The sequence below is a fragment of the Acinetobacter sp. ANC_7654 genome (assembly GCF_056779855.1).
The window spans coordinates 1-12,410 of sequence record NZ_JBWYIR010000008.1; the positions used below are offsets into that span (position 1 = coordinate 1).

Consider the following 12,410-nt stretch of genomic DNA (forward strand, 5'->3'; position numbering starts at 1 on the left):
GTTTGTGCCACAAGTTTGTTGCATCGTTGAGCGTGAGTTTGTAGAGGGTCAGTGCCCCATCGCTTTGTCCTTGTGAGGCTTCGGTGATGATACCAGTGGTTCTAAACAGGGTTCCTTGATCAGTGACTTGATCGACGGTCACTTGTGTGCCGATGAATTGTTTGAGTGGAATTAAGGCATTGGTCGAGAGACAGATGAGTTCTGCTTGCACGCCTTCGTTAAGGACATGGCTGCCATCAATGCGTTGTAGGAAGACTTGGCTATTCAGTTGTGAATGACTGAATTGGATGTGGAGGGCTCTGTTTTGGGCGGTTAGGCCGAGCTGTTCAATCGTACGCTGAATATTATTGATGAAATTCTTCATGTCAAAATGAGTTAATCATTATTATTTAGATATTCTTAACCCAAATTGTACACGAAAAAATCAATTTTAAACGATATGAATTGTTTCAACCGTTAATTCACGACGGGCTAACCTTTTTTTACCAAATAATGAAATTCTTTGTTCCCATTGTCATCTAAACGTTCTTCTTGCAACAGCAATTCATGACCAAGATGCATACAGAATTTAGGAATATCCCAAGAAGTTGAATTATCTGTTGCAAATACTTCCACCACATCACCAGACTTAGATTTACGAATGGCTTGATGTAACATCATCACCGGTTCTGGACAACGTAAACCACGTGTATTCAACTGGATTTGAGGTTGAACTTGAGAATCAGACATTCAATATCGCCCTTAAAAGATTGGGCGATTATTTTATCATAATTCAATCTTTTCACTCCCAAATTCAGAAAAAGACTCCAAATACAGTGGTCTATGATCAAATAGATCATTAGGAATCAAAATTTTACCAATAGACAAGCGTATTTTCTTCGGTATGATTAAAACTTATTTTTTCAATTGAAGAGTCTTTAGGAAAGATCATGCAAGAGGAATCAGGTACATCGTGGGGTATGCGTGGCTTACGCAAATGGTTAGGCACAGCCCCAGAAACCCGAGATGAACTGTTAAAAATTGTACAAGATTCACGTCGACTACTCGAACCAGATACAGTAGCGATGCTCGAGGGAATCTTTGACCTTCCAGCGACTAAAATTCGTGAAGTCATGACGCCACGAACTTCAATGGTTAGCTTACAAGAAGATGATGAGTTATTGGATATTCTTGATGTTCTCATCGAGTCAGCACATTCACGTTTCCCTGTATTTTCAACAGATCAACCTGATAACGTCATTGGTATCCTTTTGGCAAAGGACCTCTTACCTTTCTTAAAAGATCGTGATTCGAAAGTAAATGTACATTCGCTGATGCGCCAACCGATCTTTGTGCCTGAAAGCGCGCGTTCTGATCAAGTGCTCCGAATGCTAAAAAACACTCAAACACATATTGCGATTGTGATTGATGAGTACGGTTCTACTTCGGGTTTAGTGACACTTGAGGATATTCTTGAAGAAATTGTGGGTGAAATTGAAGATGAACATGACAATGTCGATGAAGAAGCCAATTTCATTGTTCCAGATCAAACCAGCAACAGCAGTAACACGTGGTTAGTTCAAGCGCTTACACCAATTGAACATTTTAACAATGTTTTAAATGCTGAATTTTCCGATGATGAAGTGGAAACTGTGGGTGGACTATTACTGCAAGAAATTGGTTTAGTCAGCGATCTTCAAGGCCAAGTGATTGAATTGGGAGATTGGGAATTTACCATTGTGGAAGCAGATGTCCGTACTATTCATCTGATTCGAGCTGTGCGTAAATGAGAGCCTATTTTCAAAAATTATTGAGTCCTTCAGAAAAACAAAAATCATTACCTTTCATTTATCCACTCCTTATTGCTTTAACAGCAGGTGCGACTTTTAGTCTCGCACTTGCGCCTTTTTATTGGTGGTGGCTGGCAATATTATCGCCAGCATTGCTATATGCCACACTCAGTAAGCGAAATCCTAAACAAGCATTCCTCATCGGTTGGGCTTACGGTTTTGGTTTATGGTTTGTTGGTGCATTCTGGTTATACACCTCTATCCATGTGTATGGTGATACATCTGCATTTTTAAGTGTCATCATGATTGCGATTATGGCCTTGGTGATGGGGCTATTTACTGCAATACAAACTTGGATATATCGTCGATTCTTTCCAGAAACACCACTTACTTTTGCCCCTTTATGGGTATTCTTTGAATGGGCAAAAACTTGGGTATTTACTGGTTTCCCTTGGTTATTTGCAGGTTATGCTTTTACAGAGCGCTTCTTAGATAGCTATGCACCTTTATTTGGTGTATTTGCCGTTTCTTTCGTGGTCATTCTCATTGCATCTGCACTTGTTGAACTCCTACGAAAACGCTACTTTTGGGCTATTCCAGTTTCAATTGTATTGCTAGGTGCATGGGGCGCATCCCATTTAACTTTTGTTGAAGAAAGAAAATCTGCACCGCTGAGCGTTTCTTTAATCCAGGGTAATATTCCTCAAGATTTAAAGTGGTTAACTGAGTATCAAGTAAAGACACTTGAAATCTATGCACAATTAACACGATCAGAATGGGGACGTGACTTGGTGGTTTGGCCTGAATCATCTATCCCAATGTTTCAATCAGATATTGAACCATTTTTAGATGCAATGGATCAGCAAGCCAAAAGTACCAACACAGCTTGGGTAACAGGCATTCCTTATTGGGATTTAAATGAATCTAAGGCATTGGGTTATCCGCGTTATTACAACTCCATGATAGCATCTGGTGATGAAGCTACAGGCTTATATAAAAAACAGCGTCTCGTTCCTTTTGGTGAATATATTCCGCTGTCTGGCCTGTTAAGTTGGGTGTTACCTGCGCTTCAAAATGATCCTTCAATGAGCGGTTTTTCACGTGGTCCGCAGGATCAAGCTCCTTTTTCAATTCACAACCACAAATTAGCTGCTGCGATTTGTTATGAGGTTGCCTATCCGAACCTAACCCGACGCAATGCACTAAATAGTGATTTCCTCGTCACCGTTTCAAATGATGCGTGGTTTACGGGTACGGCTGGTCCGTGGCAACATTTACAAATGGTACAAATGCGAGCAAAAGAAAATGGACGCTGGTTTATTCGTGCAACCAATACAGGTGTAACTGCTTTTATCAACCACAAAGGGGAAATCGTCAGCCAAGCCCCAATTGATCAAAAAGCGGTTCTTCGTGGTGATCTACCTGCAATGGAAGGGCAAACTTGGTATACGAGATTCAGTGATTGGCCAATATTGGGATTGTCATTGATTTTATTGGTGATGGGTTGGTTCTTTAGACCACGTGTTGTCGATGTCAGTTTTAAATCTCGTCGATAACACTTGGTTCAAATCAAATATACGTTCTATATCAAAAAAACCGAGCAAATATGCTCGGTTTTTTTAAATTTGTGTTGTGAGGTAAGACAGCATTGCCATCAAACTCAACATCGGAATAGATCGATAAATTTTAATGAGCAGCGCTTCAAATGTTGAAGATACATCAGACAGCGTCAAAACAGATGCTTTAAGTGCACTATAAAAACTTAAAATCGTAATCGCACTAAATACACTAATCGCCATAAATCCGATCATGATTTGACTGCTTGCATCTGCATTTGACCAAAGATCAATAAATAGATGACTAATAGGCAATAAGCTCAAAATAAGCAGTGCAGACTTGAGCACAGTCCAATGAAATAAATTGATTTCATCTGACAATATTAATGCTTTCATCATTCCCCCTTATTATCAAGCTAATCTGTTGGCTCCATTATGCAGGGAAAAATTAAAATAAAAAGCCTAATTTTCTTCATATTTTCTGTTTCTTGTAACCATTAAATATGGGAATAATTCTTATTATAAATCTCAAAAACCAATTATTTGTAAACATTATAATTATCAATGACTTGGGTTAATATTTACAAATAATAAAAATTATCACTTCACTCAATATTTATTAATTCGATTAAGTGAAGTGATTAATACCATGAATGGTTTTTAATAATGATTTTCATTTATGGTGTGTAAAAGATATCAGCATCATTTCCTTCACCACCCTGCTTTCCATCTGCGCCGAATGAATAAAGATCATATGCACGACCTTCCGAACCAGGGATCACATATTGCAAATCATTATCCCAACTATCTTTAGGATAACCACCCTTCACATAACCACCAGGTAACCAATTTTTTGCTGAAGCTGGTTGATTGACTAAGGCATCCAAGCCACCATCTTGCATCGATGGATATTGGTTATTGTCTAATTTGTATTGATCTAATGCACCTGCAACACCTTTCAGCGTAATGATTGTGGTATCAACCTTAGCTTTCTCACCACGACCCATGACATTAGGCACAATCAGTGCTGCCAGCACACCTAAAATCACAATCACCACCATCACTTCGATCAGGGTAAAACCAGATTGTTTTCGCATTTTCATCTTGTTTCGCATATTTTCACTCGCTATTTCATTCATTATTAGAATTTATTGAATCTGTTTAAATCATATTGTTCATGTTGACGATTGGCAACATGACAGCAATCACGATCACCAATACAATCGCAGCCATTAACACCAACATTAGTGGTTCCAACAACGCCAATAATGTCGAGATTAATGTGGTAACTTCTCGATCTTGCATCGTCGAAGCTCTTTCTAACATTCGATCCAACTCGCCTGAGGCTTCACCACTTTTGATCATTTGCACCATCATCGGTGGAAAATAACCACAGCGCTCAAGTTGCGTCGCCAGATTTCCACCCTCTGTGACTTTTTCAGCCGCGACATTGACTGCATCTCGAATAACCCAATTGCTACTCACTGCTGCACCAATTTTCAACGCGTCGACCAAAGGAACACCTGATTGCGTTAAGATAGATAAGGTACTTGAAAACCGGGCCGCATTAATACCTCGTGATAGTTTTCCAAATAATGGCAACTTCAACGTGAGACGATCAAAAGCATAATGCCCTGCGGCAGTCCTTAAAAAGCGTACCAATAGAAAGAATCCCAACGCCGACGCGACCAATACAAATGGCCAAGCTTGACGTATAAAATCACTGGCTTTCATTAAAGCAACCGTAATCCAAGGTAGCGCATCTTTACTTTGGTCAAAGGTTTTAACGATGTCTGGTACTACATAGGTCATGAGTCCCATCACGATACCAAAAGACATCAACATCAAAATAATAGGATAAATCATTGCACCTTGAATCTTCTTTTGCATCGCGAAGCGATTTTCAGTGTAATCAGCCAATTGATCGAGAATAAGATCTAAGTGTCCTGATCGCTCACCAGCAGCAATCGTTGCAATATAAAGTTCAGGGAATCTGCCAGATTGTTGCATCCCTTGAGCCAATGAATGACCTTCTAAAACCTTTGATCGTACAGATAACATCAAATTTTGCACGTGAGCTTTTTCGCTTTGTTTGGCAACTGCTCTTAATGCTTCCTCAAGTGGGATCCCCGCTGCAACTAATACAGATAATTGGCGAGTCATCAAAGCTAAGTCATAAGCTGTAAATTTTTTTTGAAAAAAACCACCAGTTCGATGCTTGTCTTTTTGTTCTACAGCATCAACTTGTACTGGAATCCATTGTTTATCCCGAAGCTGTTGTCGAATCTGTCGGGCTGAATCACCTTCTAGCACACCCTTTTGCTGCTTTCCTGAAGCATCGATGGCAGTATATTGATATGCGGGCATGATAATGCTCTAATTTTCCTAATTATGATGTCTTAAGAGTTGCCTTAGACCGTTCTCTTCATTCATATTGATCACTTGCAACAACTTGAACACTCTATCACAAGCATTGGTTATCCACGATAAGTTTTCACCATATTGATTGACGACTATATATGACAAATATTTCAGAATTAAGCCAAATTGTTTATCGAGTGCGCATCGCGGTGCCAGTTTATCTATATGATTGTTTTGATTATGAAGTTTCTGCAGAACAATACCAAACTATACACATAGGTTGCCGTGTTCTTGTTTCGTTTGGTCGTCAAAACTTAGTCGGAATCGTACTTGAAAAGATCGCACCGGAAACGCCATTAGATCCGAAAATCAAACTGAAATCCATCACTGAAATCTTGGATCTGCAACCCATACTCAATGATACGATCATTCAGCTCGCGCAGTGGTCTGCTCAATATTATCAATTCCCCATTGGGGAAGTCATGCATACCACTTTGCCGACATTTTTAAGGCAGGGTAAACCCTATAATTTATTAGCTCACTCTTGGAAAGTTTTAAATTTAGACGCTGAAAAGAAAGTGGCTCGATCTTTAAAACAACAAGAGGCTTATAAAATTTTAAAGCTACACCCTCAAGGGACTGCCGAGACGATACTGAATTTGAGTGGTGTGGAAACAGCAACATTAAAAGCGCTTGAAAAGAAAGAAATCGTCGAATGTAAATTGATTCAGCAGGACTTTAGTCCTGAACCTGTACAGCTGGCTCAAATGCCATTGACTGCAAATGATGATCAAAAAAAAGCAATTCAATCCATCTTAAAAGCACAAAATCGCTATCAAGCATTTTTACTCGATGGTTTAACTGGAAGCGGAAAAACTGAAGTTTATTTGCAAGTCATGCAAGAGGTTTTACAAAAAGGTCAGCAAGTATTGGTACTGGTACCAGAAATTGGCTTAACCCCTCAAACTATCAGTCGATTTCAATCTCGCTTTCACTGCAATATTGTCTTGTTGCATTCCGGACTGAATGACACAAAGCGCCTCCAAGCTTGGCAATATGCTCAAACAGGGAAGGCCTCCATTATTCTTGGTACACGCTCTGCGATTTACACCCCCATGCCAAATTTAGGGCTCATTATCTTAGATGAGGAGCATGACCTGTCATTCAAACAACAAGAAGGTTTTCGCTACCATGCACGTGATGTTGCTCTCTATCGCGCTTATTTAGAGCAATGCCCCATTGTCCTTGGCTCAGCAACACCAAGTATTGACTCATATCATTTGGTGGAGCAAAAAAAATTAACGATTCTGAAACTCGATGAACGTGCCGCAGGTGCAAGCTTACCTAAAATTCATTTAATTGATCTAAAGATTGCTCAAAAACAGCATGGCATAAGCGAACAACTCATTAAAGAAATTCAAAAAAGACTCAATCAAGAAGAACAGGTACTGATCTTTTTAAACAGACGTGGTTATGCACCTGTCCTGATCTGCGAAAGCTGTGGATGGCAAGCCAATTGTCCCCATTGTGATGCACATTTTACGCTTCATAAAAAACCATATGAGCACCTGCATTGCCATCACTGTGGGACAATTAATCGACTGCCTGATCAATGCCCCTCTTGTCAGCAACACACCTTGAAGCCTATTGGAATGGGCACGGCAAAAGTTGAAGAGAATTTACAACTTTTATTTCCAGACTTTCCTGTGGTCAGGGTAGATCGTGATTCCACGAGCCGTGTCGGGAGTTGGCAAAAAATTTACGAGCAAATTCATCAAAGTAAACCGATGATTTTACTTGGTACGCAAATGTTGGCCAAAGGTCATCACTTTCCGTATGTAACCTTAGTTGCAATCTTAGATATTGATAGTGGCCTACTCAGTGTTGATTTCAGAGCAACGGAACGAACAGCCCAATTGATTGTTCAAGTTGCAGGTCGTGCAGGACGAGGTGAAAAAAAAGGTGAGGTTTATCTACAAACTTTACGACCTGATCACCCTCTACTCAACACGCTCATTAATAAAGACTATCGTGCTTTTGCTCGTGAAACACTTCATGATCGTCAAGCTGCTTTACTCCCTCCAATGCGCTATGCAGCATTAATACGTTGTGAATCGCGTAGTCAGGAAGAAAATCTCAATTTTTTAACCAATATGACACAATCGCTCCAACAACATACTGGTGAGCTGATTGAGATTTGGGGTCCAATTCCTGCGCCAATGGAGCGAAAGGCTGGGCGTTATCAGGCACATGTGGTTTTATTGTCATCAGATCGTGCAAAAATGCATTTCTATATACGAGAATGGTGGCCATTCGTGCTTCAACAAAAACCTTCAACGATGAAGCTCAGTATTGATATAGATCCTCAAGAGCTAAGCTAATCATGAATAGAGTTAAATTATCAAAGTCGAAGACCTGAATTAAATTTACACAGCTAAAGCAGACACGATTACAATTTCATCAGTCCAACATTCCACTTTAGGGAAGGCCAATGCCATTGTTGTTACAAATCACAATTTTTCTAGCTGCCGCATTAATTTTTGTTCCGCTCGGAAAAAAAATTGGTATTGCGACAGTCTTAGGTTATTTGTTTACAGGAATATTACTTGGTCCAAGTGCATTGAATGTGACCAATGATGCCGAAACATTAATGAAATTAGCTGAGTACGGCGTGATTTTTTTGATGTTCTTAATCGGCCTAGAATTACGCCCTCAGCGCTTGTGGAATATGCGTCACTCTATATTTGTGATTGGAAGTGCTCAAGTCTTGATCACAGGTATAATTCTTGTCGCAACCATTTGGCTGTTCTTCCAACAGCATCTTGCTGCTAGTGTCGTAATTGGTCTTGCCCTTGCTTTATCATCTACAGCATTTGTCATGCAATTACTTGCAGAAAAGCAGCAGCTGAATACCGCGCATGGTCAGCAATCTTTCTCTATTTTACTGTTTCAAGATATTGCCGCTATTCCTTTACTCGCCCTGATTCCCCTACTCGCGGGAAATCAGTCTACACATCATGGTATTGCTTATTTTGCCGCTGTTGTTGCAACGTTTACTGGCTTATTTTTATTTAGTCGCTATGTGATGCGACCATTTTTTAGATTCATTGTACAGAGTGGTGCAACGGAACTCATTACGGCTGCTGGACTCTTTATTGTTTTAGCGGTTGTTCTGTTTATGGATATACTCGGATTAAGCACCACGCTCGGTGCTTTTCTGACAGGTGTATTACTCGCGGATTCTGAGTTTCGCCATGAACTGGAATCGAGCATTCAACCCTTCAAAGGGTTATTACTCGGTTTATTCTTTATGAGCGTAGGCATGATGACACCGATTGATCTCCTCGTAGATCAGCCGCTATTCATTTTTGGTGGGGCATTCGTGCTGATCATCATAAAAATATTAAGCATGGTTGCAATCGCGCGATATTTTAAATTTCAATGCAAAACCAGTGTATTGATTGCCATTTGTCTTGCTCAAGGAGGAGAATTTGCTTATGTGATCTTAGCTGTTGCGAATACCGAAGGTTTAATTACTCAAGCAGTGTTATCCCCTACGATTCTGATCATTGCAATTTCGATGGCACTCACCCCTGTCATTTTCTGGCTTGCACAACGATGGCTCATTCCATATCTTGATCGAAAGACTGATAGCGCTGAAGATGTCCCATTACCAGACACTCATTCAACATTAATCATTGCAGGTTTTGGACGCGTCGGACAAATAGTGGCGCGCGTTGCTTATCTCAATCATGTCAGCTTTACAGCCATTGATAATAATTTAGAAAAAATTGATTTTGTGAGAAAGTACGGTGGTAAAATTTATTATGGAGACGCCTCCTCCCCTGATTTATTGAGATCTGCAGGCATCGAGCATGCTAAGGCATTTGTACTTGCTGTAGACGATGTGGAAATGTCGATGAATATTGCTCGCCATTTACGTTTGAATTATCCAACGCTCAAACTCATCGTCCGTGCCCGTGATCGACATCATATGCATTTACTTAAAGACTTAGGCATTGAGCATATTTGGCGTGAAACTTTTCTATCTTCACTCGGTATGGCATTTCGCACCTTAACCGCGTTAGGTTTAAGTCAAGAACATGCTCAACATAGTATTGAAATATTTAGAGACTATGATGAGCGTCTATTAGCTGAGCAACAACGCATCTATACGGATGATCAAAAAGTCTTTGAAAGCTATCGAAATTTCTTAGCGGAACTCGAACAAATTTTTGAAAATGATGCTCAACAACATCAACCACTTTCAGAAAGTTTAGATGAAACCATTGATTCTGAAGTAAGTTCTATAGAACGACGCGCTAAGCACTCGCAAAACCAAATTAATGTTTGTCGAGATGAAGAATTTTAACTTGTGATTTACAATATCGTCACCATCTAGACAGGGATTTGGAGAATTTTATGTCTGATTTACGTCAACGTTTTTTTATTGATAACAGCCCTGTTCGTGGTGAAGTCGTACATCTTGAAGATGCGCTTAAAACAATTTTAGCGCAACGCGCCTATGCACCTGCGATTCAAATTTTATTGGGCGAAATGCTCAGTGCGACTGCATTGTTGGCCAGCACACTTAAAATTAAGGGACGTATTAGCCTCCAAATTCAAGCTTCTGGCACCTTAAAATGGGCTATGGCTGAATGTAATCACCTCGGTGAAGTACGCGGATTAGCTGAATATGAAGCTGATCCACGTTTTGAAGAAGCATCAGACAGCAGCATCGTTCTGAAAACTTTGGTCAGTCCAGTTTTATTTATTAATATTGAACCTGAATTTGGCGAACGCTATCAGGGTATCGTGCCTTTAGATCAGCCGAATTTAGCTAAATGCCTCATGCAGTATTATGATTTATCTGCCCAAATCCCAACCAAGATCGTTTTAGCTAGTACTGCTCAACGCGCTGGTGGTCTTTTGATTCAATTATTACCGCGTAACAATGATGAAGAGCAGCAAAAGGTTGATGAAGATATCTGGCCTCGTCTAACCATGCTCACTGAAACCTTAAAAACAGATGAACTTACTGAGCTGGATGCGCAAGAAATTTTGTATCGCTTATATAATGAAGAAGAAGTCAGACTACCTGAAGCTGAACAACTTCAATTTGGCTGTACATGTTCTAAAGAGCGTTGCTCTACAGCATTAATTCAGGTGGGTGCTGAATCTGTGCGTGAAATTTTAGAACAACAGAACCCTATTACCATGGACTGTCAATTCTGTAACACTCAATACAGATTTACTGCTGAAGAAGCTCTTGGTCTATTCGGCGAGCACCTCAGTTAATCCTAAACAGTTCTCTTCGAAAATCAGCAAGTTTTACTTGCTGATTTTTTTTGTTGTAAGAAATTGAAACAATTATTCACCATCTGAACATATTGTAGTCTTCGAAAGTCTGCTCATAATGATTAAAAGTTAATCAACGGTTATTTTTGCTTAATGGCAAATAATTATTATGAGGAACTCGGACTAGATCGCGATGCGAGTCCTGAGGAAATAAAAAAATCATATCGAAAACTGGCTCGGAAATACCATCCCGATATCAGTCAAGCACCTGATGCCGAAAAAAAAATGCAGGCAATTAATACGGCTTATGACACATTAAGTGATCCTTTAAAAAAACAAGAGTACGATCAACAACTCGATCAGTTGAATAGTCAGTCTCCTTTCTCGGATAGTGAAAACCATACAAATCATGAATTTTCTGGCTTTGAAGATTTGTTTGGGCGTTTTGGAACAGGTTTTGGTGGAGGTTATGCACAGCGCTCACACCAATATAAATCCCAGCCGATTCGTGGTGAAGATCAACATGCCAGTATAGAAGTGCCCTTACAAGTCGCTTTTGAAGGTGTCACTCAATCCATCCAATTGCGTATACCCACTCTTAATGCATATGGACAACCTGAAGTTCAGCGAAAAACCCTTGAAATTAGAATCCCCAAAGGAATAAAAAACGGTCAACAAATTCGACTCAAAGGTCAAGGACAAGCTGGTTTATCGGGCGGTGAAAATGGAGATCTTTATATACAGATCCATTATCAAACCACTGACAGCATATATGTCGATCAGGCAGACATTTACTATCACATTAACATTAGTCCTTGGGAAGCTGCTTTAGGCCAAGACATCGAGCTAAAAACCCCCTCTGGAAAGATTAAAGTCAGCATTCCTCAACATACAATTTATGGCAAACAACTCCGTATTAAAGAAAAAGGGATTCCCTCTTCCCCCCCGGGACACCTTTATCTAATCCTGAATATTGTTTATCCAAGAGCAGAATCCCCGCAGCAAAAACAGGCATATGAGCAATTTGCTCAAGCATTTACACATTTCAACCCTCGTGATGAAGGAGGTGAATCATGACAACGATTCAGTACCGAGAAGTGTACAAAAATGGATATTTAGAGGCTGAAATCATTGATGACCAATGTATTTTTGATTTAAAGCATTTTGCCCAAGCATGCGGACAAAGTCCTGAATAGGTTTTGCAATTACTTGAATATGAGATTCTACCTGCTCGTTCTGAGCAAAAAATCCATCAATTTTTTGGTGAAGAACTTACTCGAGCACGGAGAGCTTATCGCTTGAAACGGGATTTTGAAGCAAGTCTCCCTGCCGTCGCCATGATGATGGATCTGATAGATGAAGTACAACAATTGCGCAAGCAAGTGAAATACTTCAAATAAAGCAAGCCCACATAAATGCATGTACT

At 39.9% G+C, this 12,410-nt stretch carries 11 protein-coding genes and 1 pseudogene; 7 read left to right on the forward strand and 5 right to left on the reverse strand.

Features of this window, described 5'->3' with window-relative positions:
- Together AC1M86_RS09625 and tusA are read right to left on the reverse strand one after the other, a co-directional pair.
- The coding region (locus AC1M86_RS09625) for a phage late control D family protein (protein ID WP_481607848.1) at positions 1-364 on the reverse strand (364 nt) is incomplete at its 3' end.
- 107 nt (positions 365-471) lie between these two features.
- On the reverse strand, positions 472-729 hold the full coding sequence (gene tusA / locus AC1M86_RS09630) for a sulfurtransferase TusA (protein ID WP_035264077.1): 258 nt from the start codon (positions 727-729) through the stop codon (positions 472-474).
- 200 nt (positions 730-929) lie between these two features.
- On the opposite strand from tusA, the gene AC1M86_RS09635 reads away from it, so the two are divergent.
- Positions 930-1,769, forward strand: coding sequence for an HlyC/CorC family transporter (locus AC1M86_RS09635; protein WP_092767211.1), 840 nt, complete (start codon positions 930-932; stop codon positions 1,767-1,769).
- Positions 1,766-3,325 (forward strand): apolipoprotein N-acyltransferase, encoded by a 1,560-nt coding sequence (gene lnt / locus AC1M86_RS09640; RefSeq protein WP_481607849.1) that lies wholly within the window; start codon positions 1,766-1,768, stop codon positions 3,323-3,325. The genes AC1M86_RS09635 and lnt overlap by 4 nt, the downstream gene beginning before the upstream one ends.
- A 63-nt stretch (positions 3,326-3,388) precedes the next feature.
- On the opposite strand, the gene AC1M86_RS09645 is transcribed toward lnt, so the two are convergent.
- The 3 genes from AC1M86_RS09645 to gspF all read right to left on the reverse strand — a co-directional run bounded on the left by AC1M86_RS09645 (position 3,389) and on the right by gspF (position 5,692).
- On the reverse strand, positions 3,389-3,721 hold the full coding sequence (locus tag AC1M86_RS09645; protein ID WP_481591450.1) for a hypothetical protein: 333 nt from the start codon (positions 3,719-3,721) through the stop codon (positions 3,389-3,391).
- Positions 3,722-4,002: 281 nt separating this feature from the next.
- On the reverse strand, positions 4,003-4,428 hold the full coding sequence (gspG, locus tag AC1M86_RS09650) for a type II secretion system major pseudopilin GspG (RefSeq protein WP_228143111.1): 426 nt from the start codon (positions 4,426-4,428) through the stop codon (positions 4,003-4,005).
- Between the two features lie 58 nt (positions 4,429-4,486).
- Entirely contained in the window at positions 4,487-5,692 is a 1,206-nt protein-coding gene (gspF, locus tag AC1M86_RS09655) for a type II secretion system inner membrane protein GspF (protein WP_035264068.1), read from the reverse strand.
- A 152-nt stretch (positions 5,693-5,844) separates the two neighbouring features.
- On the opposite strand from gspF, the gene AC1M86_RS09660 reads away from it, so the two are divergent.
- The 5 genes and pseudogenes from AC1M86_RS09660 to AC1M86_RS09680 all read left to right on the forward strand — a co-directional run bounded on the left by AC1M86_RS09660 (position 5,845) and on the right by AC1M86_RS09680 (position 12,384).
- Complete coding sequence (locus AC1M86_RS09660; RefSeq protein WP_481607850.1) at positions 5,845-8,067, forward strand: primosomal protein N'; 2,223 nt, start codon at positions 5,845-5,847, stop codon at positions 8,065-8,067.
- Positions 8,068-8,177: 110 nt separating this feature from the next.
- On the forward strand, positions 8,178-10,058 hold the full coding sequence (locus AC1M86_RS09665; protein WP_481607851.1) for a monovalent cation:proton antiporter-2 (CPA2) family protein: 1,881 nt from the start codon (positions 8,178-8,180) through the stop codon (positions 10,056-10,058).
- Positions 10,059-10,108: 50 nt separating this feature from the next.
- Positions 10,109-10,984, forward strand: coding sequence for an Hsp33 family molecular chaperone HslO (gene hslO, locus AC1M86_RS09670; protein WP_092767221.1), 876 nt, complete (start codon positions 10,109-10,111; stop codon positions 10,982-10,984).
- A gap of 153 nt (positions 10,985-11,137) precedes the next feature.
- Entirely contained in the window at positions 11,138-12,061 is a 924-nt protein-coding gene (locus AC1M86_RS09675) for a DnaJ C-terminal domain-containing protein (protein WP_481607852.1), read from the forward strand.
- Positions 12,058-12,384 (forward strand): annotated as a pseudogene (locus AC1M86_RS09680) (chaperone modulator CbpM). Before AC1M86_RS09675 ends, AC1M86_RS09680 begins: the two are co-directional and overlap by 4 nt.
- Positions 12,385-12,410 lie beyond the last annotated feature (26 nt).